Raw genomic sequence first — 24508 nt, 5'->3', positions numbered from 1 at the left:
ATTTATGGTACGGTTCACCATTAATCATACTTTACCCAATAAGTCATAACTCATGTGCCAGTCACCTACAATACCCCTGACGCCAACAGTACCAATAGGGTGCTCAACAATGTTCCCAACAAATAATACTCCGCAAATTCTGGTTCCTTAGATATCTTGTCATACCTTGCAATGGACTTAGCTGTTAAGACTAGTCCAATTGCTGAGAATTGTCCAATTAATAAAAAGGTCAGCATTATAATCCTTTCTATGTTGCCTATAAATCTTCCGGTACCTTTATCTATTTTACTGTTATTACCTTTACCATCGGGTTTATATACCATTAATAGCTTCGAAATAATAATATTGGCTGGCTTTATTATAATAAGAAATGCAAGAGTCCAAGATACAACCATGTTCCTAGTTAAACCAACAGTACTTAAGAAATCAGAGACTATCCATGATTCCTTGAGTGCTACATTACTTTTCACTGCCAGATATGCCACCACAGCTAATGAAATAAAATGGAGAAGCTGATCTATAAAGAATATATTCCTTTCTTTTACTGGTGTCAGCTTTCCCTTCTTTTTTGTATAAATGATATATCTAAACTTTATAAAATCGATGAGAAAATGAAATGCTGCTGCAATCACTGCTCCTAATAGAACCTTCCAGGTTATAATTCCTAAACTAATTAATACCATCATTGCAAAATAACAAGCGCAATGGATTAAAACCCACTTCAAGCTTTTTATCTTTTTGTCGGCCATTTTGCCTGTCTGAATATAGAAGTCTCCCAGTACATGACCTAAAAGCAATAATATAAAGTATTCTCTAAACATCCTGTCTCCTTATCTCCTCAAGAGCTGTACCTATGGTCTCCAGTGCCTCTTTATAGGAATAATAGTTTCCTTTTGACAAGCTTTTTTGAACTGCAGGCTGCTGTATTCCTAACCTTTTAGCGGCCTCTACCTGACTATCCTGATGCTTCATCATATCCCATATTATTTCTCTCTGCCTGTCACTCCAGGCTTCCTTAATTACAGTCATCAAGGATAATATTGTATTTATCATCTTCTCAGATCCTTGATTATCACCCTTGAACTCAAATCTTATATCCGCAACATTTCTCTGTTTCTTCTTCTCATTTTCCTTTAAATATTCGATGGCATTTCTAGCTCTGTAGTATCCCGGTCCATCGGCTCCAATAGCCATTTCCTTGTTTATATCTGTTGTTATTAGACCTATTCCTATCCCGTACCTAACTTTTATAGGATAAAGCTCTCTTTCAATTTCTGAAATGATCTCCATGACCTTTGTACCATTACTTAGTAAACCCTGAAACTCATCTCCTAAGGTCAATAGAAACTTTGAAGCAATATCCCCATCATACTTAATATTAATCTCTTCTAAAACCTTCTTAAGCATTCTCTGCACATCACTTCTATTCTCTAGCTCTCTGGAGCCTTTAACATCACCTATAATAGCAATATACTGCTTATTTAAAGAAGAAAATTTCATAAAATCACCTCCATTTACTAATTTTAGTATATAACCTTTTTGATGAATAATCAACAATTATTCATTATATAGATTATAATTCTTAAATATAACCTATTAGATGAATAATTTATATTTTTATTAGTTACTTATTATACGTCTTACTTTGAATTTCAACTCAAAATTTATTATCAAAAAAGTAAATTTATGTTTATTAGGAGTAGAGAATCTAAAGAAACTGCCTTTGATTGGAGATCATATTTTATAGCACATAAAAAAGGCTGTACACAAATTTCTTAATGCACAACCCCTATTACTAGTCATTTTTTCAACACTAATTCAAATCCACTCTTTTCCATGTTCAAGAATAAATTTAAGATCTTTTTGATAGTGTTCATGATGTCCTTCATCAATCATCTTTTGAAAGGCCTTATCTCCTTCATTAGCTTTCCTTTGCATTAATTTGCAAAAGGCTTCAATTCGTAGCAGTACAACCTCTATAATCCCTTTTTCCATTCCCTCAACACCATAGGATTCAAAGAACAATTTAATCCTTTGTTTTATTCTGCTTGCATCTCTTAATGAATCATAATAAATTGTATCACCTGATTCAGAATAATATAGTCTACTTAAAGGAACACAGGTATACAGAGTATAAGCTATATCCCAAATTCTTGGCCCCGGAGCTGCAACGTCAAAATCAATAATCCCTACGGGCTTTTCATTATTAAAAATAATGTTGTATATGGCAAAGTCATTGTGACATAACACCTCATAGGGACGAGGAGTATTATCTAATGGTTGCCAACTTTCATCAATAGGGAAATCACTTACAGCATCATGATAAAGACGTAGCATCTTAGCTATTTCCTTTAAAACACTATCAGACCACATATATTTTTTTAAAGGATAATTACCAGCTTCACCTTCAATAAAGGATAATATCTCTCTATTTTTATCATCAATACCTAAAAACTTAGGTGCGTAGTTGAAGGCTCTCTTGTCCAAATGTAATAATACCTGATGAATTTTATGACTATTTTCTTTTAACTCTCTTCTAACAGTATTTCCCGAACGATATACATTTGAAACATTTCCACCTGATAGAATTTCATCATTTTCGTATTGATTTTTCATTAAATCCCTCCAATATACTGATTTCTCCTTTGAGTCAATAGGGATGTTATTTACCCATATATAAAATCAGCTAATTAAAAGCTCTGAATGCCCATACTCTTAAAAAATTCAAGGGTTTCTAGCATTTTATTAGAAGGTGGAATATAAATGATCATTCCATGTCTGCCTCTAGATAATAGAACTCTATATATATTTCTAATTATCTCATCTATATTTTTATACTTATTTGTGTTCTTTCTATAGACAGCATCATCTATTATCCACTTCCCATTTTTTAAATAATAATCTCCCTCAAAAACAACTATCGGCATTTCAATTTCAAGTCCTTGAATTAAGAATTCAGAGGCTCCCTTTCTTAGCTTTTTACATTCATCTAAATACCATTTACCTGCATCTGATACTTTTACAAAGCTATCACTATATCTGTAATTTGTAAACTTCTTTAGATCATTATCAAAAACATTTGCTTTTGACGAAACTAAGAGTCCATACTTCTCCTGAGGCTTCTCCTCATTTAGTATCTCCATTAGCTTTTCAATCTTTTTGAAATCTTGTTGCACTCGAATACGATATCCTTTACTCTCCATTACTTCAAGTTCAACCTTTGCTTTATTTAAGTCTCCTGCTAATATAGCCTCTATCCATTTGCTAGTATCAATAAAGTTATTTCTTATAGATACATCTAAAAATAAATCATTGATTATATTTTTATTTTGTATATTTTCAAAGTAGCCTTCATACTTTTCTGGAAAATAAACCTCCCAATCTGGATTACTTTCCAATGCTTGCTGCCATAAATCCATGCCTTTTTCTTCACCAAGATGTATGGCCTGTCCATCACCAATGAGGCATAATAGAGTAATTGAACCATTTTTCTTATAAGCTTTATCTGCCATCTTTAATAAAGCTTCTACTTCACTATAGCTTTTTCCCATTTTCTCGTTGTCCCATGCTCTCTGAGCTTCATCAAAAACAATTACCTTTTGATCAGGAATACTTTTAGTTTCAAGATATTCTAGCTTAAAGCTTAGCATATCTCTTATATAAGCCTTCCCCTCCGTACCGGTGATGGTTTTAGTAGATAGCTGAGCTTGTAAAACGTTTACTAAAGGACCATTACCGGATAAATATATAGCCCCTAAGGTATTACCTGTCTTTTCATAATACAGCCCATTAAAATCATAAACTGTTTTAAGTCCAATTAGCGTCTTACCAGAACCAGGTACACCGCTGACAAATACAATCTTTTTCTTATGGTCAATACTCTCATTATCCCATACAATTTTATTCACTGCTTTAATAGCATAAGCGATATCACCTTCTGCTATACTCTTAATATAAGGAAGCTCTCCCGTTTGAAAAAGTTGTTGAGTAGCTTCTAAGATATTCGGTAATGGATTATAAGGAGAGCTAATCCACTTATCCACATTAGGATCTTCCATTGGTTTTGGCTCAATCTCCTTTATTACATCAATAAAGGTATTTTCATTAATTATTGAAATACTTTTCCTCTTTCTAATAACACTTTCACGACTTTTAGTGAGAACTAGATAACTATCAACATCTAAATTTAATCTTCCTGTAACTTCATGAAAATGCTTTATATCCTCTCTATATCCAATTGCCTGCTCAATATCTCTATTAGTTTCGATCTCCTTAGCTTTAAATTCAAATATAACAACCTTATTATTCATAAGCATAACTATATCAGGTCTTCTACCTCTTTCTAAGGGCAGCATATATTCAAATAACAAATGAGAATCCATATATTCACTAGGTAGCTCTGGAATAGTCTTTTTAAGAAAATCAAAACAGTCCCTCCAGGCCTCTACCTGCTTCTCATCTACTTCAAGGTTATTACCACTAATATATTCCTTTAATTCTTCTGAAAAGCTATCTCTATTATATTTATATAGCCAATCCCCTATCTTACTATTAATCCCTACTCTCATAAATATCCCCAATCCCTTTTATCTAATCAATAATTCTAGAACCTTATCCTTCTCTAAGCTTGTCCTTTGTAATAAGGATGTTTTTTCAACTATGAATTCATACATTGCCTTATTGGCTTTAAATAAATATCCTGTATTTCCCCTGCCTATAGAATTAAATGGAGCATATACTCCCGGTTGAAGCTTCATTAAAGTTTCCATATAATCTGAAGTTATAATGCCTCTTCTAAAGGTATGATACTCCACATCAACTCTCCAACCATCTCTTTCCCAATCTGTGAAGCCACCTTCCGGCCTGGGACTTGAATAACAATCACTTAGCGCAAAACTTATAGCTACTATTTCTTTTTTCACACTATGGATGATGGCATCTCCTTTATGTACATTCTTCATCATAGCCCAATGGGACTTAGTTCCCCCATCCTTTCCATACTTGGGAGCCCATAAAAAGCCTCCCTTTTTTTCTTCATAAAAAGTTCTGTTTTGGAACACAAAAAAATAATCCATCTTTCCTCCTAGTTAATAAAAATTAACATCGTTAAGCGCTAGCCTTAGAAAATATATGCCTTATAAGAACTCTTCTCCTGAAAAGAAATCTTTTAAGGATATTTCAAGTCCATTACAAATCTTCTGAATATTAATGATGGAAATATTTCTTTTTCCATTCTCAACAGAAGCAATATAAGTTCTATCTAGCTCAACTTTCAAGGCTAAAGTTTCCTGACTAATTCCTTTTGCCTTTCTTAACTGTTTAATCCTATTACCCAAGGATACTTTTACATCGCTCACAACATCACCTCTAAGGTTAGAGTATTAATATGTGACTTTATTAACAACGGACTATAAGTCACACACTATATATTTCGTTGTGATTTTTAATCATTAATAATATAATTAATTAGAGAAAATACACTATTATTTACATGGAGAAAACTATATGAAAACAATAAGGGTAGTTGCTGCAATAATAAAGAATGAAGATAAGGTTTTTACCACACAACGTGGTTATGGTGATTTTGAAGGTGGGTGGGAATTCCCTGGGGGTAAAATTGAAGAGGGGGAATCAAAAGAAGTCGCCTTAATAAGAGAAATAAAAGAAGAATTAGCCGTAGAAATTTCAGTGGATAAATATGTCCTTACTGTTGAATATGATTATCCTAACTTTCATCTTACAATGGATTGTTTCCTATGCTCCCTTAGGAATGGGGATATAAAATTAATGGAGCATAGCTCTGCTAAATGGCTTGATAAGTACTCCTTGGATTCTGTAGACTGGTTACCTGCAGATATAGAGGTGGTAAATGAATTAAAGAAGATATTATAAAAAGGCCGAGGAAACTTTTCCTCGACCTTTTGCTTTATACCTTTTTAACAAATTCTATATATAGTGCTTCAGGGAGCTTATGTAAAAGCTTCAGCTTAGTTGTTATTGGCTTTTCACCTTCATATTCAATAGTATCTCCCTTACCTATATAGATATAAGGCTGAACTACTCCATCTATTTCTTTATATTTTCTTATAAACAAATGAAGATTAACCCCTCTATCCTTATTAAATATTATGTCTTTTCCCCTATCAGAGTCCTGACCAGTGGAATTAGGTGTTTGCCATTGAAAAATGCTTTGATTTATAAATTCATCCTTATAATTTATTTCCTCTCTAACATCCTCTTCCTTATGAAGATCAACAAACAAGAAGAATTCCTTACCATTAGTTAATAATCCACTCCCTCTATATGCACTATGAGTTTTTTCATAGTTAGATAGAAGAGCTATGTCAATCATTCTATATTGCTCATAGAGCTTGAAAAATGGTATCCCATAATTTTCACTACCAAAATTATTTTGGTATCTAAGCAAGCCATAATTAATTAAATCCTCAAAGTAGCCTTTCAGCTCTTTATTTTGAAGCCCATTTTTCAACTGTATTGAAGGGTAAAGGATATTTTCATTTAACTGTACAAGCTTTTCAAATCTTTTCTTTTGAGCTGGATCATAAAAATCTTGATTTAACGTTCTAAATGCATGATCTATAGTATCCATGTCCACAGAATCTAAATATCTTTCTATCTCACCCTTAGCTTGCTCTAAGGTTATACTATCATTATTAATTAAAAATTTTAATATAGCAAACTCGTGAGGACGCTTAATTGGAAGCTTACTAGAAAGCTCCTTTAAAAACTTTTTAAACACCTCATTACTTGTATATTCCTTCAGTTCTATTCCTTTTTCCACCTTAAGTAAAAAATCTTGATAGGTATCAATTCCAGGAAGCTTTAAAAACTTTAATGGATCAGGGGCTCCATCATACTGTATATAATCCATTAGCTTACTAGGAATTCTTCCTCCCCTAAAGGCTTTAAAATTATTATATTCCTCTTTAAAATACCTTAGGCTATAAAAATTCTCTTGATTTAACTGCTTTAAAATTCTTTCCTGTGATATTCTATCTATTTGAATATTGGTACAACCAGGAACGTTGGAGAAATCCGTTGCCACTGCTACCTTCAAGCTGTCTTTATCATAATACCTTTCTCCTTTTAGAGCTATGGCAATTAAGAAGGTCTTGTTGTGATTTCCAATAAAATCAATAACCGTTAGAAAGCTCTTATCCAAAAACTTTCTTAACCCTCTTCCTAGCTGCTGTATAAAAATTATTGGTGAGTTAGTAGGTCTAAGCATTAATACCTGATTAATAGCAGGGATATCAACCCCTTCATTAAATATGTCCACGGTGAAAATCACCTTTAAAGGATCATCATTACTCTCTAATCTTTTGATACCTTCTTCTCTAACAGAAACAGAATCATCTCCTGTTAATACAATACTTTCTATACCTCTTTTATTAAATTCCTCTGCCATGTACTTAGCATGCTCTCTGTTCTGACAAAAACCTATTGTCTTTTGATACTCTCCATCAAAGCCATAAAAATTCATTTTTTCTGCAATGAAATCTACTCTTTTATTAATCATTAATCGCTTTGCTAGCTCTTGAGTATCATTTAAATCCACACCTTCTAAATCTACCCCTTCAACATCGGTAATTCCAAAGTAATGAAATGGAACTATAAGATCCTCCTCTAAAGCCTCATGAAGCCTAATTTCCAAAGCAACATTATTATCAAATACATCGAAAATATTACCTTCATCACATCTCTCAGGGGTAGCAGTGATGCCTAATAAAAACTTAGGCTTAAAATATTCAAGTATTTTTTTATATGTAGGACTAGTGCTATGATGTGCCTCATCTATAACTATGTAATCAAACTCTTCCGGCGCAAAAGCTTCGTAATGTTTCTCCATAGTACTTCTTGTGGCAAATAAATAATCAGCCCCTTTATCCTTAGCATTCCCTGTATAAAAGCCTGTAGTGACATTTTTATTGTGGGAAAGAGTTTTAAAGGTTCGTTCAGCAGATAATAATATATCCTCTCTATGTACTAAGAACAGCAGCTTTCTTGGCTTAACCTCCAAAGCATCAAAGGCAGCCATATATGTTTTACCTGTTCCTGTGGCAGCAACCACTAAGCCCTTATCCTCTCCCGAGGTTCTAAGTCTTTTTAATCCCTCAAGAGCTCTAACTTGCATAGAATTAGGCTTAATACTTTTATACTCAGAGAAATTTAAAACACTCTTCTCCTGTCTTTTTTGAAGAGTAGCTATAAAATCCCTATATTTATCTAAGAACTCTCCATTCACCTCATCGGTGCAATTCCATAGACCTTGATATTCTTCTAAAACACTTGTAACGAAATCTGCTTCCTTCTTTGAAATTATCATTACATTCCATTCTACATTACTTTTCAAAGCCTTTTGAGTTATGTTGGAAGAGCCTATGATAATTTTATAATTGTCTACATTTTCAAAGATATAAGCCTTAGTATGAAACCCTTTATCATTATCAGCAATAAAGATTTTCATATCTATATTATCAAACTCTTTTATTCTTTCTAGAGCCTTTGGTTCAGTAAAATTTAAATAGGTAGAGGTTATTATTCTTCCTTTAATACCTCTTTCCTCCAACTCCTTAAAGGAGTCTAATAAAAGCTGTAAGCCACTAAAATTAACAAAAGCTACTGCAAAAGAAAAGCTTATACACTCACTTAAGGAAAGCTTAAGCTCTTTTAACAAATTTCCTCTTTGAGAATTAACTATAAGCTTATTTTTCACCAAGTAGCTTTTTTCTATTATTGTTTTGACCTCTACTGGAAGCTCTATTGCATTTTCTTCTATTTCTCTATATAGTTCCTCTAATATAAATTCCATCAGTACCTCACCAGTATCCATAATATTTTATAACTATATTATATAAAAATTCTACTTACTTTATTTAAAGATAAAGTAAATTAAATGCTTGATTATAGTATTACTTGTACTTTTCATAAGAAACAGAGTTAACCTAATCCCTTTTATAACAAATAATCCCATCTACCTATATTTTAATACATTATTCCTACAACTGTATACTCCAATTAAAAGTTCGCTTCTTCACACTCTAGACTCACCCTAATATTTGTCCCCTTCCACAGCCTAATTATCCAAACTCATAAAAAATAGCCCGTCATCTAGACAGGCTATAATTTACCTACTTCAATATCTCATCAATCCTCTTCAACTCTTCCTCACTAAAGCTAAGATTCTTAATAGTCCCCACATTCTCCTCTACCTGGCTTACCTTGCTGGCTCCAATTAAAGCAGAGGTAACCCTCTCTTCTCTTAACACCCAGGCCAGGGCTAGCTGTGTTAGACTTTGTCCTCTTTCCTCAGCTATTTTGTTCAGCTCTCTCAGCTTTGAAAGCTTCTCTTCTGTTATATCCTTACTATTTAAGAATACAGAGCTTCCTGCTGCTCTAGAGTCTGCTGGAATTCCCTTTAGATATTTACCAGTGAGCATCCCTTGTGCAAGAGGTGAGAAGGCTATAGAGCCTATACCATATTCCTTAAGAGTATCCTGAAGTCCATCCTCAATCCATCTATTAAACATGCTGTAGGAAGGCTGATGAATTATAACTGGAGTTCTAAGCTCCTTAAGTATCTTGAAGGCCTTTTCTGCCTCCTCCTTCTTATAGTTGGAGATTCCCACATAAAGAGCCTTACCCTGTCTTACGATTAAATCTAGGGCTTCCATGGTCTCCTCTAATGGAGTATCAGGATCCGGTCTATGATGATAGAATATATCCACATAATCCAGCTTCATTCTCTTTAGGCTCTGGTCCAGACTTGATACCAGGTATTTCTTTGAGCCCCATTCTCCATAGGGACCTGGCCACATGTAATAGCCAGCCTTAGAGGATATAACCAGCTCATCTCTATAAGGCTTAAAATCCTCCTGAAGCATTCTACCAAAGTTCTCCTCTGCAGACCCTGCTGGAGGACCATAATTATTAGCCAAATCAAAATGAGTAATACCTAAATCGAAGGCCTTCCTTGCAATAGCCCGTCCGTTTTCATAAGTATCCACGCCACCAAAATTATGCCACATTCCTAAGGAGATTACTGGAAGCTTCAAACCACTATTCCCACATCTTCTGTAAACCATTTCCGAATATCTATTATCTGATGCAATATATACCATAAAATCCTCCCTTTTATTAATTCATTTTAATTAATGATATCAAAAATCCCCCTATTAATAAATAGAATTTATCAATTAGAGGGACTCTTCATTATTATTTAACTTATTTATCTTTTCCACCTATGAACATACCTCGATCCAAGAGGCTCATTACCTGATCCACCACTCGATCAAAGTCATCAAAATCTTCATCAAACATAACATATTTCAGGCCAACAAAGTTAGAAACACCCATAAGAAAATAGCTGGCAATCTCCGGATCTATATCAGAATAAACCTCTCCATCCTTTTGAGCCTTCTTAAGCCCAGTAAGATATCTATGAGCAAAGCTCTCATAATATTCCTTAAAAAGCTCCTTATTAATATAAAGAGACTCCCATATTATATTATAAGCATGCTTATTATCCCTGGTAAATTTCAAAAAGGTCTTAAGACCGATTCTTTCCATATCCCTTCGATTATCAACACTCTGAGCTGACAAGCTAATGGCCTTTCTAATCTGATGACTATAGCAACCCAAAAGATACTTATACAAGGAATACTTATCCTTAAAATATATATAGAAGGTACCTAAAGCAATCCCAGCCTTTTGAGTTATGTCCACGATATTTGTCCCATGATAACCCTTTTCATAAAATAGCTGCTCTGCTGCCTCCAATATTTTTTCTAAGGTTGCCTCACCTCTCTTAGTCTTAGGTTGATTTATTAAATTTTCCATTGTATCCTCCGTTTTGCTATAAAAACTGAAATATTTTATACTACATTGATAATTATAACACTTATTCCTATAAGAGAAAATAAATAACCTAAAAAAGTCCTAATATAATGCAGAATTACCTATAGTTAACATATACTCTGTCGAAGTTCTATAATATTAGACATTATTAACAAACCCAAGAACCAAGCTGATAAATAAAGAAGGCTTTTCATACATGGAAGCATGTCCGCATCCTGACAGGATAACAAGCTCCGAATTAGGTATCCTATCCTTTAATATTCTCTGCTCTCTCAAGGGCGTCAAATAATCCTCTTCCCCACCTACTATGAGAGTTGGACATTTAATCTTATGAAGCTCCTTCTCCGTATCATGATTCTCCGCAGACCTCGTAAGCCTAACCATAGCCTTTAAAAACTCCTTGTCATTAAAAGGACCCGCTGTAAGTATCTTTTTTCTACCTTCCATCCACTGCTGATTCTTCTCATAAAAGCCAGGAGAATATATCACAGGAATTGTAGTAAGATAATAATTCATAGGATTATCAATGCTTAAATTCCAGCCCTCCCCTATATCTCTGAGCCAAGGGCCTGTTTTGCTGGTAGTATTGAATAAAAGCAGTCTTTCCACTATATCAGGATTTTCTATAGCAAATCTTTGAGCTACCTCACCGCCGTAGGAAATACCCACAATATTTATCTTGTCCATAGAAAGCTCCTTAAGTAGCTCAAGGATAAGCTCACTCTGTAGACCCTGATCATAGTCTAAGCCTTCTAGCTTCTCAGACTTACCCTGATCTAAAAAATCCACCAATATCAATTTATTATTTTTAGAAAAGGCTTCTACAAATATACCCCAGCTAGCTGTTGACATCATTATTCCATTGAGGATTAAAATAGGCTTGCCTTCTCCAATAGCCTCATAATAAACCTGCTTTCCTTTAAAATCAAAAAATGCCATACAAAGCTCCCTCCTAACCTTAAATTATTCTAAGCTTCTCTGCATCCTTCCTTAATTGCTCTCTAAACTTAGGATGAGCTATGCTGATGAGCCTCTCTACCCTAGTTTTTATATTAGTTCCTCTCAAATTAACAGCTCCATACTCAGTAACCACTATATCCACATCATTTCTTGAAAGAGATACTACTGCACCTTCCTTAAGCATTGGAACAATCTTTGAGATCTCTTCTCTTTCTCCTGTGACCTTATTCTTAACCATGGCTGTGGAATAAAGGGCTATAATAGACTTACCATTTCTGGCCTTTTGAGCTCCAATAGCCGTATCAGCCTGTCCTCCTGTACCACTAAACTGCACGGGGCCTATAGATTCAGAACAGCACTGCCCTGTCAAATCAATTTCTATGGTAGTATTTATGGAGACCTGATTGTCATTAAGCCTTATTATATCGGGATTATTCACATAGTTACCATCTAAAACTAAAACAGAAGGATTATCATCCAAGAAATCATAAAGCTTTTTATTTCCTAAGGCAAAGGTACATACTATCTTTCCTTTATGAAGAGTTTTCTTACTTCCATTTATAACTCCCAGCTCTGCCAGCTCCACCATACCTGAGGTCATCATTTCCGTATGAACACCCAGATCCTTTTTATCCTTTAAATAAGAAGCTACAGCGTTAGGTATTCCACCAATTCCCAGCTGTAAGCAGTCCCCATCCTTAATAAGCTCTGCAATGCTCGCGCCTATAAGCATATCCTTTTCACTAGGTACTACGTCCCCTAATACTGGAACAGGATAATCTGTTTCAACTAAATAATCTATATCACTATAGTGGATTTCCACATCCCCAAAGGTTCTGGGATAATTATTATTTATTTCAAGGATTACAATATCCGCTTCCTCTATCATTCTTTTCTCATAGGTATTAGAAACAGAAAGGGAAATATAGCCATGCTTATCAGGATAGGTAGCACTGCCTACATATATATTAGGCTTTACATAATCTAATCTCTTAATTCCTGCAAGATGAAGATGATTAGGTATAAAAGAAACATTGCCATTGCCATGAGCCCTTCTAAGGCCTGGTGAATAAAACCAACCATCAATATTAAAAACATCCTTATACTCTTCCTTTAAAAATTCTCCAGAAGACATGGGAAGGCAGTTGGTTATAGTTACATTCTTTACTCTGCCGGCTATGGAGTGAATATTATTCATAAAACCTTGTGCCTCAGAGGCTCCCAGTCCAGTTACAATTATATCATCTGATTTCACCAGGGCTAAGGCTTCCTCAATAGTTATAAGCTTATCTTTATAGTTCATATAGGCTCCTCCTTATTAAAATTAATAGACAGGTTTCCCTGCCTATTAATAATCCATTACTTTCCTAAAATTGAATCCATTGCTTTAAGTCCATCAACAGCAATCCATTCTCCCTGAACATTTTCATGGTTGATTTTTGATAGATTCATTTCTTGAGTTCCTGCTCTTAAACCATCGGCAAAGTTAATCTCACCACCGAAGGGGTTCTTAATAGGCTCTGCTTCCATTGCCTCTATATACTTGTCCCAAGTTATAGTTCCTTCTACCCTCTTTAGCCCTTCTACAAAGAAATGAGCTGCAATCCATCCAGTCATGGCATACACATTATCTGCATAATCAGGGCAGTACTCCATGAACTGTGCTAAAGCCTCTGCTCTCTCACCTTCAAAGGAAACCCATCCATTTCCGTATACATCAAATTTACCCTTTATTTCATTTACCACTGCTTGTGCACTTACTGGAGATACATTTACATAAGTAGTTATAACATCCTTATCTACTCCCTGGGCAGCAAGCTCTTTAACTATTGTAGGGAAGGTAGCTTGAATTGAACCTAATACAATAAAATCTACATCAGCATTTTTTATAGTTGTAACTGCAGAGGATACATCCGTAGCACCAGCTGTTACCTGCTCTGCTACAAGCTCCACGCCCAGCTCCTTAGCCTTAGCTTCAGCACCATTTAATATATCCTTACCAGCATCATCATTAGTATAGATAATACCTAGCTTTTTAGCCTTAAAATCTCCTACAGCTCTAGCTACCATTATCTGACCCTCAGTGATATATATCGGCTGAACAGGGAATATATTTTTCATATTGTCAGCTTCTGCATCATCACTGTAGAGCTGTCCAATACCTGTTGCAAAGTAAACAGCAGGGATTTCTGAATCTTTAAGATCCTGAATAGTTGCTCCTACTACAGGAGTTCCAAAGTGTCCAACAATAGCAAAAACCTCTTCATCCTCGATGAACTGAGAAAGCATAGCCTTACCCTTTACTGGATCGAATTCATCGTCTTGATGCTTGAAAACTATCTTTCTTCCATTTACTCCACCATCTTTGTTGATAAGTTCAAGATAAGCCTCTAAGCCTGCATTAAAAGGTACTCCTACAGGGGCATAGCTTCCAGAGGTTGCAGCACTGTTAGCTATTAGGATCTCAGTATCAGTAACACCCTGTGCTTCCTCATTGGAAGCGGACTTTGAACAACCTACTATTGACCCAGCTAGGGTCATTGCCATTATCAGTGAAAGAATCTTCTTCATTTATTATATCCTCCTTTTATATATAATGCATTTGCATTATTAACATTATTTAACTCCTAGATAAGCCTCCATAAGCTTTGGATTATTGCTCATCTCTGAAGCTATCCCATGGGCACTAATAGTCCCCAGCTCCAGAACATAAGCATAATCAGCAATTTTTAGGGTTTGAGCTGCATTCTGCTCAACTATCACAACGGTGATACCTTCCTCTTTAATTTCCTTAACAATATTCATAATATCCTTTACTATTAAAGGAGCTAGTCCCAAGGAAGGCTCGTCTAAAAGCAGTATTTTAGGATTGCTCATAAGAGCTCTAGCTATAGCCAGCATCTGCTGTTCTCCACCAGATAAGGTAGAAGCTATCTGCTCTCCTCTCTCTTTTAAAACAGGAAAATACTTAAATACTCTTTGATAATTTTTTTCTATTATTTTGCTATCCTTAACAGTGTAGGCACCAATTTTTAAGTTTTCTAAAACCGTTAGCTCTCTAAATACCTGTCTACCCTCAGGGGATTGTGCTATCCCAAGCCTTGCAATTTTCTCAGGCTCTAAGGAGGTTATATCCTTCCCATAGTAGCTTATACTTCCCTTTGCTGCCTCAATTAACCCAGAGATTTTCTTAAGGGTAGTGGTTTTGCCAGCACCATTGGCTCCTAAAAGAGCTACTACTTGACCTTCCTTAACCTCAATATCTATACCCTTTAATGCCTCGATAGCTCCATATCTAACCTCAAGTCCTTTAATTCTTAAAGCAATTTTATCCTGCATATTATTCATCTCCATCTGTACCAAGATAAGCTAGCTGGACATCTTTATTTCTCTGAACTTCTTCTCTCGTTCCAAGACATAAGAGCTTTCCAAAGTTTATTGCACATATCCTGTCACAAACTCCCATAACTAGCCTCATATCGTGTTCAACAAGGAGTACAGAGCAGTTAAACTCATCTCTTATTTTTCTAATCATCTCTGTAAGCTGAAGGGTTTCAGTGTCATTTAACCCAGCAGCAGGCTCATCCAGTATAATAAGCTTTGGCCTGCACATGAGAGTTCTAGCAAGCTCTACCTTCTTCAATACACCATAAGGCTGACCAGCCACCAGGTAATCTTTTCTGTCCTCTATACCAAGACTTCTAAGAATCTTTGTAGCCTCTTCTTTAAGCTCCCTTTCCTCTCTTCTAGCTCTTGGGAGTCTCAAGGCCTGCTCTATTATCGTTGACTTAAAATCTATATGAGCTCCTATCATAACATTATCCAATATGCTCAGCTCTCTAATAAGCTCCACATTTTGAAAGGTTCTAACAAGGCCATAGTTTATAATTTCATGAACGGAATGCTCCCTTAGGTTTCTTACCTTATTATCCTTATCCTGAAAGAGCACTTCCCCTTCATCTGCCTTATAGAACTGTGTAATGCAGTTAAAAACCGTAGTCTTTCCTGCACCGTTTGGCCCTATAAGTCCAAAAATTTCTTTTTCCTTTATATCAAAGGATAAGCTATCAACAGCTTTTAATCCCCCAAAGGCAATGCTCAGATTATTAACCTTCAGAAGAGTGCTTCTCTCTGAGCTTATTTTCTCGCTCATTCTTATCCCCCCTTTTTCTAAGGCTTCTAATCCACTTCTTAACATCATGTCCTATATAAACCACTCCATTAGGGTAGAACATGATTACAAGGATAATCAGCACACCATTAAATACATAGGACAGCTGATCAAAATAAGGTATCTGTTTAAGGAATAAATCCGGAACTGCAAAGACTATAAATGCTCCTAATAATGTTCCATATATTGACCTTAAACCTCCGATTACTATCATCGCCAGAAAATCTAAGGATAGCTTCAAGCTCCAGATAGAAGGATAGGAAAACCTTATAAAGTGAACATAGAGCACTCCAGCTATACTAGCAAACATTGTTGCTAGAGCAAAGGCCACCAGCCTGTACTTTAATAGGTTTATACCCATAGCCTGAGCTGCTGCTTCACTGCCTCTCATGGCATTTAAGGCTCTTCCTAGCTGACCATTTATCAGATTATAGGTAAGGAGCATAAGGATTATCAAAACCAGCACTATAAGATAATAGGTTGTTGCCCTATCTAGCTTAATAGAGCCTAAAAGCTCTGGAAAGCCTGCCTGCTTACCGCTGAAGCCATTGGTAAAGTCACCAAATTCCTCAAAGGTTTTTCTGAGAATCTCTGAAACACATAAGGTAGCTATGGCAAGATACATCCCCTCAATCTTTAAGGATACAAGGCCTACCAGGATTCCCAAAAGAGTTGGGATTAAAACAGCTAATAGCATCGCTACTCCAAAGGGCAGCTCCATATCCATTGTTAGATATGCAGAAATATATGAAGCTAGTCCCATAAAACCTGCAGTTCCCAAGGAAATCAATCCTGAAAAACCTAAGAGCAGGTTTAGTCCTAAGGCCGCTATAGCATATATCAATGTACCACCGATTATTGTTATATAGCTTGATTTGACGATGCCAAATTCAGCGAGCATAGGTAGCGTAGCGAGAATTAACCCCAGCAGTATAAATCTTACATATTCACTTGCCTTAAGTTTTTTTATCATAATTTTACCTACACTTTCTTAACAATTTTCTTTCCAAATATCCCTTGAGGTCTAAAAACAAGGAAAACCAGAATAATTATATAAAGAACTTGTCCTCCCCAAATGGAGGAAAAGTAATAAAGAAGCAGATTTCTGCTTATTCCTATGATATAAGCACCGATTACAGGGCCATAAAAGGTCTGAAAGCCACCTAGTACACAGGCTATAAGGGCATTTATCTGAACCTCGTCTAAAATATTCAAGCTTACACTAGTCATTGGAGCCACCATTACACCAGAGATTACTCCTAAGGTAGCAGCCACAGCCCAGGCAGCCATTGTAACATTTTTTGTAGGCACTCCCATGAGCTTTGCGGTGTATTCATTGGAGGCTGTAGTTCTAACAGCAAGTCCAAGCTTAGTTTTCTGAAGCACTGTAAATAGTGCTATCATTATGCCAAGGCCAAAAACTATATTAAAAACACCATTATAGGAAATGGAAGCTCCCAGAAATCTCAAATCACCATTAGGTATAATTCTCGGAAGTCTTAAGGGGTCTACTCCAAAGAAAATGGGAGTTAAGCCAAGGATTATCATCATAAGTCCCAGGGTTATTATCTGCTTTGCCACGGGTGATGCCTTCTTTGCATGTCTTATAATCAAAATATCTATTATTACACCCATAACAATTGCGGTGATAACTCCTCCAATAAGAGCAAGCCACAGGGGCAGGCCTAATTTATCGAAAATTGAAGTTACCATAAAGGTATTGAACATACCCATTACCCCTTGGGAGAAGTTAGTTACATTAGAGGTCCTAAATACGATTATTATTCCTAAAGCCGCCAGGGCATATATACTTCCTGTTTCTAAGCTTCTTAAAATAACCTGCAAAAAAATACTCATTTAAATCTCACCCCATTTTATTATGTTTGCTGCCCATACATAACCGATACCCGCCGCAAGCATACATACCACAGAACCGTCCTTCACTCTGCCCTCTTCTAAAGCAAGCTTCAAGGAGAGTATTTGATCAATCTGTCCAATGTGGCCATAATCCTCAAGATATATTGATTGTTCCTCCTTAAGACCAAGGTCCTTAACCATGCCATCATGTCCGGAGCGCTTCATATGGAGTATAGCTAAGTAGTCTATGTCCTCCCTACCTAGAGAGGATTTATCTAAGGCCTTATCTATGCAGCTATACCAGTTATCCACTGATACCTCGTTTAATCTATCCTTCATCTTTTTAGGGTCCAGAAGTCTTAAGGAGCAATAGGCTTCATGAATATTATTTTCATTTATTCTGTTTACCGTTCCACCTATTTCTACTCCAGCGGTCCTTGCCAGAGAGCCATCAGCTATGATATGACTGCCTAAGATCAGATTTCTGTTAAGATTCTTCTGAAGGATTATAGCTCCTCCACCAGCTCCAAGGTTAAACATCATAGACATGTTCTTGTCGGAATAATCTACTAAATCTCCATTTCTATATCCGCCAACAATCATGATGGTGTTTATTGTCTCATCAGCTATAAGCATATCTTTGGCAATTTTAATGGTGGATACCGTTGTACAGCAGCGATTTGCAAGGTCAATTCCCCAAGCATTTTTAGCACCAATCCTATTCTGTATATACAGGGCTGAGGTGGTTAATGGATATTCCTTCCACTCTTCACCGACACAGAGGATCACATCAATAGCTTCTGGGGATAAGCCTGTATTTCTTAAAGCATCTAAGGCAGCAAGTGCACCCATTTCCTGTGTGCCGTCCTCCTTGCCTGGAATGGGCTTTTTCTTTATTCCCAGCTTTTTGATTACCGCTTCCTCTGTCCAAACCCCTTCAGTAGCTTCAGCTATTTCTTTTGCAGTAATATAATTTTCAGGAATGTATATTCCCAAACCAAGTATTCCAACGTTATCCTTTGCTTGCATCTAACTCTCCTCCTTTATAATCTCATTCCTCCGTTAACGCTAAGGGTATGTCCAGTGATATAAGAGGATTCATCGGAGGCTAAGAATAGCGCAGCCTTTGCTATCTCTTCAGGTTGTCCTAATCTACCAAGCATCGTTTGCTTAGCAAAGGAATCAAGCAGATCCTGAGGAACCGTCTTCAAAATATCTGTCATTGTATACCCTGGTGCAATGGAGTTAACCCTCACCTGAGCACCCTTCATGGAAAATTCCTTAGCCCAGGACTTAGTCATTCCTATAACTCCAGCTTTAGTTGCTGCATAGTTTGCCTGACCAATATTACCATACTCTCCAACGATGGAGCTAATATTGATGATAGAGCCATTTCCCTGCTGCTGCATAGCTGGTCCTACATGCCTAGTAAGATTAAAAACTCCCTTTAGGTTAACATTGATTACCATATCAAATTGCTCATCACTCATTTTTCTTGTAAGAGCATCTCTAGTGATTCCTGCGTTATTTACTAAAATATCTATCCTTTTGTATTTATCCATTACATAATCAAAAAACTTCTTACAGGCCTCTCCATCAGTAACATTTAATGAGTAACCCTCAACTCCTTCATGGGAATAAGTCATTTCTCCCATATCACAGGCAATTACCTTAGCGCCTTCTGTTGCAAATAATTCAGCCATTGACTGTCCTAAACCCCTGGCTCCTCCAGTAATAATAGCTACTTTATCCTTTAATCTCATGATATATCCTCCTAAAATCTATATAAAATTTCTTGTAAACCTTTTTAGTGAAATATGAATCACTTTTCATATTAAGCTTATAAAAAAACTATTTACCTGTCAATGATATTTTTTCAATTAATATACATTACTGTAAATATTCTTATTTTGCAAAAAACTACCGTGTTAATATTCTATTTTATTAAATTATATCCATCCTTCTAGCTTCCTTTTATCATTTAGATATTAGGATTTTTAAGAACTACTGCCGTACCCATTCCACCGCCTATACAAAGGCTAGCTGCTCCGTAAAGACTTTTTCTTCTTAGCATCTCATATATTAGAGTAACCATAATTCTGTTCCCTGAGGCTCCAACAGGATGACCTAAGGCTATAGCTCCTCCATTGACATTGATTACCTTCTTAAGCTCATCCTCAGAAATATTGTATTCTGTGCTGAGCTCCTTAATAACTCCTAAGCTTTGAGCTGCAAAGGCTTCGTTAAGTTCTATAAGGTGCATATCCTTTAAGGTTAAATCAGCATCCTCTAGGGCTTTCTTTATAGCAGGTGTAGGTCCCAGACCCATAAGCTCCGGCGCTACTCCTCCTTGTCCTATGCCAACAAGCTCTACAAGAGGTGTCAAGTTATACTTCTTTAAAGCTCTTTCAGAAGCAACAAGCATTATGCTTGCCCCATCGTTTATTCCAGAAGCATTGCCCGCTGTTACAGTACCATCTTTTTTAAAGGCTGGTCTTAGGGTAGATAACTTCTCTAGGGTAGTTTTTCTGTTTATATACTCATCATCTTTTACTAGTATGGTTTCTCTACCTTGCTTAGCTTCTATAGGAATTATCTCTTCCTTGAATCTACCAGCATCCTGAGCTTCAATGGCCTTCTGCTGAGACTCGTAAGCAAATAGGTCCTGGGCTTCTCTTGAAATACCATATTTCTCTGCTATATTTTCTGCTGTAATTCCCATATGGATTCCCGTAAAAGCATCGGTAAGAGCATCATGGAGCATGTGATCCTTAACAGAAAACTCTCCCATTTTTATGCCACCTCTAATTTCCTTTGGCAGGATGTATGGAGCATTGCTCATAGATTCTGTACCACCAGCTATTATTAAATCCGCATATCCACTCTTAATAGCAGCTGAAGCATTCATTATAGCCTTCATGCCGCTTCCGCAGGCTATATTTATGCTGTAGGCTGGAGTTTCTATGGATAGTCCTCCCTTGATAGCAACCTGTCTTGCTATACCCTGTCCCTGTCCTGCAGGAAGTATGTTTCCAACTATAACCTCATCTACTGCCTCTTTAGGCACCTTGGTTTCTTCCATTATTGCCTTCACTAACACCGCTGCCATATCTGCTGGTGAAACTCCTTTAAGTGCTCCCTGAAAGCTTCCCACTGGAGTCCTTTTAGCAGCTGCAATAAATACTCTACTCATTTACTACACCTCTTCTTTCTAATATGAAAACTGTTTCATATTTCATATTTGTCCTAAGAATATCAAATTATGGAATAGCTGTCAATAAAAAAATCCACCAAAAGGTGGATTTATAAATTTAACAAATTGTTTAATTTTCAATAACGTACTTAAGCTTCTTTTTACTCTTATAATACTCTTCAATTATTGCTCCACCAAGACATTCCTCATTATCGTAGAGCACAACTGCCTGCCCTGGAGTTATAGCCTTCTGAGGCTCCTTAAACTCTAGAACAATCTCATTATTATCTTTAACGTGAACCGTAACCTGCTGATCTGGCTGCCTATATCTAAACTTAGCAGTGCATGGGAAGACAGCTTCCTTAGGAGCTCCTCCTATCCAGTTCATGTCAGAGGCTCTGAGACCATAGGAATAAAGAGCTGGATTTTTTTCTCCCTGTACCACATAGAGAATATTTTTTTCTAAATCCTTATCCACTACAAACCAAGGCTCGCCATCTCCACCTATACCGAGGCCCTTTCTCTGACCTAGGGTATAGTGCATCAGGCCAAAATGTTCACCCTTCTTCTCTCCCTGCAAGGTCATAATTGGACCTGGCTTTGCTGGAAGATAGTTATCCAAAAAGCTTCTAAAGTTTCTCTCTCCAATGAAGCAGACCCCTGTACTATCCTTCTTCTTAGCAGTAGCAAGATCAGCTTCCTCAGCTATTTTTCTCACCTCAGGCTTTGAAAGATGGCCTATAGGGAACATGCTCTTAGAAAGCTGCTCCTGATTAAGCTCGCAGAGGAAATAGGTCTGGTCCTTGTTGTTATCCTTACCTCTTAACAATCTGTATCTTCCATCCTTATAATCCACCTGAGCATAATGCCCCATGGCAATGTAATCTGCTCCAATTTTCATGGCAAATTCTAAAAAGGCCTTAAATTTTATCTCCTTGTTGCACATTACATCTGGATTTGGAGTTCTCCCTCTCTTATATTCTGAAAGGAAATATTCAAATACTCTATCCCAATATTCCTTAACAAAATTCACAGTATAATAAGGTATATCCAGCTTCTGGCAGACCTTTCTCACATCGTGATAATCATCGGCAGAAGTGCATACTCCTTCATCATCCTTTTCATCCCAGTTCTTCATGAAGACCCCTATTACCTGATAGCCCTGCTCCTTTAAAACATGAGCCGCCACGGAGGAATCAACGCCACCGGACATTCCTATTACTACCTTTGTATCCTTAGGTTCCTTAATCATTCTTGTATCACCCTCTATTTAAGGCTTAAGAATGAACCTTAAGCCTTATTATTCTTTACTAGTGTAATCCCGCCACTATTATTATTACTACCTTCCTCTTCCTCGTAAATATCCTCATAATGATCTAGATAAGAGTGATGCTCTCCACCCTTATTCCAGCCCAGTATTGCTTCCATATTTACGTTCTCTGCTGCCCTGAAAATGGATTTTTCCACATCAGGGAAGGTTTCCTTCAGCTGCTTAATAAGAGCTTTAATCTCGTAACGCTTATTACCAATTTTCTTCGCAGCTACCATGCAGGCACAGTTCAGTGGCCAAATACCGCTATTTTGAGTAAATCTTTGAATAGCTTCCTCTTCCACAAAATACATGGGTCTTATTAGCTCTATGCCTTCAAAATTAGTAGCCTTCAGCTTAGGAAGCATGGTTTTGAAGTTACCACCATAGAATATATTTAAAAGATTAGTTTCTATAACGTCATTAAAATGATGACCTAAGGCCAGCTTATTGCAGCCAAGCTCCTTAGCCTTAGCATATAAAGAGCCTCTTCTCATTCTTGCACACATGTAGCAGGGATAATCCTTAGCAATCTTATCCACCACATTAAATATCCCTGAATCGTAAATCTGTACTGGTATCTCAAGATACTCACAGTTATCTATGAGAAGCTTTTTAATATCTGGATGATAGCCAGGATCCATGGCAATATACTCCACTTCAAAATTCATCTGCTTGTGCTTTTTCAGCTCCTGAAATAGCTTAGCCAGAAGAAGGCTGTCCTTTCCTCCTGAGATAGCAACTGCAACCTTATCCCCTTCTTCTATCAGGGAATATTCCTTTATAGCCCTAACAAATTTAGACCATATGCTCTTCTTATAGGTTTTAGTTAAGCTTCTTTCAATTTCCTTAAGAGGTATCCTTTCATTGAAGGGTACCAGTATATCACAACCGTTACCGGCAATATTACTCATTATCTTCACCTCGTGTTTTTATTATAGAACTTATTTCTTTTTGTCCTCCAGCTCCTCAATTACAAGCTTATCAAATTCTATTTCTTCTATGAAGTTATCTTTATTGAAGCTGGTTTTTCCCAGTCGGTTGTATTCATTTAAATTTTTGTTAAGCCAATAAGGCTTAGCTATATCAAAGCTATCACAAAGCTGTATCATTGCTTCCTTTAAGGCTGCCTGATAATCATCTTCCGCCATAAGAGGAACCGCGTTATCTTTAATAATTCTATTGTTCTTTATTAGCTTTCCCCATAACCTCATATGCAAGCCTCCTTAAGATTAAAATTTAATATTATAGGTGTTAAGATAATTACACCTTATTAACCTAACAATTATAAAATAAAATTCCTTATATTTCAATGAATATAGCTGAAATTCTAAGGAGATTTATAGATAATCCTTATTAATTAAAATTTATTGTCATATAGTTTACCTTTTGGTATATAATTATATTAAATAATTTATTTTGTGAGCAGGTGAAACAAGTGGGGAACATATCCTTATTCTTAGCCTTTTCTGCAGGACTTCTTTCCTTTTTATCTCCCTGTGTTCTGCCCCTAATTCCTGGCTACTTAAGCTACCTGGCAGGAAGTGGCTTAGGTGCAGTAAGAGATAATAAAGCTAAAAGAACTCTATTATATAAATCAATATTCTTTGTAATAGGCTTTACCTTAATATTTATTTTAATGGGAGCTTCAATCACAACCCTTGGAAAGCTATTTATTAAGCATCGCCTATTAATTAAAAGAATATCTGGTATTATTATGATTATTTTCGGAATACACACCACGGGTATCTTTACTATAAAGAAGCTATATATGGAAAAAAGAGCTTTTTCCCTGGGAAATGCTGAGGGCTTTCTAGGCTCCCTTATCATGGGCCTGGCCTTTGCCGCTGGTTGGACTCCCTGCATAGGACCTATCCTAGGCTCTATATTATTATACGCCGGAAGTCATGACACCATAGGTAGAGGAGTACTGCTCTTAATCTCCTATTCCTTGGGCCTTGGCCTCCCATTTATAGGCTCTGCTTTACTTTTTGATAAGCTTTCCTTTAAAATAAAAAGCTTAAACAAATATCTTAAACCCTTATCTATCATCAGTGGAATAATCATGATCATCCTTGGAATATTAATCTTCACAGATAAATTAGTAATACTTACAGGACTCTTAAGCTAAGGACAAAAT

General features: G+C 36.3%; 24 protein-coding genes. 2 read left to right on the top strand and 22 right to left on the bottom strand.

What is annotated here, in order from left to right; genetic code table 11:
- Window positions 1-65: 65 nt before the first annotated feature.
- The 6 genes from ACPWSR_RS13810 to ACPWSR_RS13785 form a co-directional block, all read right to left on the bottom strand.
- A complete protein-coding gene (locus tag ACPWSR_RS13810) occupies window positions 66-821 on the bottom strand; it encodes a DUF3307 domain-containing protein (RefSeq protein ID WP_426348817.1) in 756 nt (251 codons plus the stop codon).
- On the bottom strand, window positions 814-1500 hold the full coding sequence (locus ACPWSR_RS13805; protein ID WP_426348816.1) for a SatD family protein: 687 nt from the start codon (window positions 1498-1500) through the stop codon (window positions 814-816). The genes ACPWSR_RS13810 and ACPWSR_RS13805 overlap by 8 nt, the downstream gene beginning before the upstream one ends.
- Before the next feature lie 318 nt (window positions 1501-1818).
- Window positions 1819-2616 (bottom strand): phosphotransferase, encoded by a 798-nt coding sequence (locus ACPWSR_RS13800; RefSeq protein ID WP_426348815.1) that lies wholly within the window; start codon window positions 2614-2616, stop codon window positions 1819-1821.
- Between the two features lie 74 nt (window positions 2617-2690).
- On the bottom strand, window positions 2691-4568 hold the full coding sequence (locus ACPWSR_RS13795; RefSeq protein WP_426348814.1) for a DNA/RNA helicase domain-containing protein: 1878 nt from the start codon (window positions 4566-4568) through the stop codon (window positions 2691-2693).
- An 18-nt stretch (window positions 4569-4586) separates the two neighbouring features.
- Window positions 4587-5075, bottom strand: coding sequence for a hypothetical protein (locus tag ACPWSR_RS13790; protein ID WP_426348813.1), 489 nt, complete (start codon window positions 5073-5075; stop codon window positions 4587-4589).
- A 60-nt stretch (window positions 5076-5135) separates the two neighbouring features.
- A complete protein-coding gene (locus ACPWSR_RS13785) occupies window positions 5136-5357 on the bottom strand; it encodes a helix-turn-helix domain-containing protein (RefSeq protein WP_426348812.1) in 222 nt (73 codons plus the stop codon).
- A gap of 148 nt (window positions 5358-5505) precedes the next feature.
- Between ACPWSR_RS13785 and ACPWSR_RS13780 the strand changes: the two genes are divergently transcribed.
- Window positions 5506-5892 carry a (deoxy)nucleoside triphosphate pyrophosphohydrolase gene (locus tag ACPWSR_RS13780; RefSeq protein ID WP_426348811.1) on the top strand — a complete coding sequence of 129 codons (387 nt, stop codon included), beginning with the start codon at window positions 5506-5508 and terminating at the stop codon, window positions 5890-5892.
- Between the two features lie 34 nt (window positions 5893-5926).
- Here the strand turns inward: ACPWSR_RS13780 and ACPWSR_RS13775 are convergent, their stop codons facing one another.
- The 16 genes from ACPWSR_RS13775 to ACPWSR_RS13700 all read right to left on the bottom strand — a co-directional run bounded on the left by ACPWSR_RS13775 (window position 5927) and on the right by ACPWSR_RS13700 (window position 23582).
- Window positions 5927-8854, bottom strand: a complete 2928-nt coding sequence (locus ACPWSR_RS13775) for a DEAD/DEAH box helicase (protein ID WP_426348810.1) — start codon at window positions 8852-8854, stop codon at window positions 5927-5929.
- A 298-nt stretch (window positions 8855-9152) separates the two neighbouring features.
- Entirely contained in the window at window positions 9153-10142 is a 990-nt protein-coding gene (gene mgrA, locus ACPWSR_RS13770) for an L-glyceraldehyde 3-phosphate reductase (RefSeq protein WP_426348809.1), read from the bottom strand.
- 103 nt (window positions 10143-10245) lie between these two features.
- The gene (locus ACPWSR_RS13765) at window positions 10246-10860 is read right to left on the bottom strand and encodes a TetR/AcrR family transcriptional regulator (protein ID WP_426348808.1); all 615 of its coding nucleotides are present in this window, start codon (window positions 10858-10860) and stop codon (window positions 10246-10248) included.
- Between the two features lie 156 nt (window positions 10861-11016).
- Entirely contained in the window at window positions 11017-11817 is an 801-nt protein-coding gene (locus tag ACPWSR_RS13760; protein ID WP_426348807.1) for an alpha/beta fold hydrolase, read from the bottom strand.
- A 19-nt stretch (window positions 11818-11836) separates the two neighbouring features.
- Entirely contained in the window at window positions 11837-13141 is a 1305-nt protein-coding gene (locus tag ACPWSR_RS13755) for an acetyl-CoA hydrolase/transferase family protein (protein ID WP_426348806.1), read from the bottom strand.
- A 56-nt stretch (window positions 13142-13197) separates the two neighbouring features.
- Window positions 13198-14409, bottom strand: a complete 1212-nt coding sequence (locus tag ACPWSR_RS13750; RefSeq protein WP_426348805.1) for an ABC transporter substrate-binding protein — start codon at window positions 14407-14409, stop codon at window positions 13198-13200.
- 45 nt (window positions 14410-14454) lie between these two features.
- Window positions 14455-15177 (bottom strand): ABC transporter ATP-binding protein, encoded by a 723-nt coding sequence (locus ACPWSR_RS13745; protein WP_426348804.1) that lies wholly within the window; start codon window positions 15175-15177, stop codon window positions 14455-14457.
- A 1-nt stretch (window position 15178) separates the two neighbouring features.
- The gene (locus ACPWSR_RS13740) at window positions 15179-15991 is read right to left on the bottom strand and encodes an ABC transporter ATP-binding protein (protein WP_426348803.1); all 813 of its coding nucleotides are present in this window, start codon (window positions 15989-15991) and stop codon (window positions 15179-15181) included.
- Window positions 15945-16982, bottom strand: coding sequence for a branched-chain amino acid ABC transporter permease (locus ACPWSR_RS13735; RefSeq protein WP_426348802.1), 1038 nt, complete (start codon window positions 16980-16982; stop codon window positions 15945-15947). Before ACPWSR_RS13735 ends, ACPWSR_RS13740 begins: the two co-directional genes overlap by 47 nt.
- Window positions 16983-16990: 8 nt before the next feature.
- Window positions 16991-17866 (bottom strand): branched-chain amino acid ABC transporter permease, encoded by an 876-nt coding sequence (locus ACPWSR_RS13730; RefSeq protein WP_426348801.1) that lies wholly within the window; start codon window positions 17864-17866, stop codon window positions 16991-16993.
- The gene (locus ACPWSR_RS13725) at window positions 17867-18895 is read right to left on the bottom strand and encodes a 3-oxoacyl-ACP synthase (RefSeq protein ID WP_426348800.1); all 1029 of its coding nucleotides are present in this window, start codon (window positions 18893-18895) and stop codon (window positions 17867-17869) included. It lies immediately after the preceding gene.
- A 14-nt stretch (window positions 18896-18909) separates the two neighbouring features.
- Window positions 18910-19629, bottom strand: a complete 720-nt coding sequence (locus ACPWSR_RS13720; protein WP_426348799.1) for a beta-ketoacyl-ACP reductase — start codon at window positions 19627-19629, stop codon at window positions 18910-18912.
- Between the two features lie 218 nt (window positions 19630-19847).
- Window positions 19848-21059: an acetyl-CoA C-acetyltransferase gene (locus ACPWSR_RS13715; protein WP_426348798.1), complete on the bottom strand. Its 1212-nt coding sequence runs from the start codon at window positions 21057-21059 to the stop codon at window positions 19848-19850.
- A 130-nt stretch (window positions 21060-21189) separates the two neighbouring features.
- Complete coding sequence (gene mnmA, locus ACPWSR_RS13710; RefSeq protein WP_426351387.1) at window positions 21190-22308, bottom strand: tRNA 2-thiouridine(34) synthase MnmA; 1119 nt, start codon at window positions 22306-22308, stop codon at window positions 21190-21192.
- A gap of 41 nt (window positions 22309-22349) precedes the next feature.
- Window positions 22350-23282, bottom strand: a complete 933-nt coding sequence (locus ACPWSR_RS13705; protein ID WP_426348797.1) for a tRNA 2-thiocytidine biosynthesis TtcA family protein — start codon at window positions 23280-23282, stop codon at window positions 22350-22352.
- A gap of 30 nt (window positions 23283-23312) precedes the next feature.
- Window positions 23313-23582 (bottom strand): hypothetical protein, encoded by a 270-nt coding sequence (locus ACPWSR_RS13700; protein WP_426348796.1) that lies wholly within the window; start codon window positions 23580-23582, stop codon window positions 23313-23315.
- A 224-nt stretch (window positions 23583-23806) separates the two neighbouring features.
- Between ACPWSR_RS13700 and ACPWSR_RS13695 the strand changes: the two genes are divergently transcribed.
- Complete coding sequence (locus ACPWSR_RS13695; RefSeq protein WP_426348795.1) at window positions 23807-24499, top strand: cytochrome c biogenesis CcdA family protein; 693 nt, start codon at window positions 23807-23809, stop codon at window positions 24497-24499.
- The last annotated feature ends 9 nt before the right edge of the window (window positions 24500-24508 follow it).

The organism is Alloiococcus sp. CFN-8, assembly GCF_049943125.1.
In the GTDB taxonomy this organism is placed as follows: Bacteria; Bacillota; Clostridia; order Clostridiales; family Clostridiaceae; genus JAEXZL01.
The sequence above is the reverse complement of the archived record's forward strand: the minus strand, read 5'-3'. Positions and strand labels throughout refer to the sequence as shown.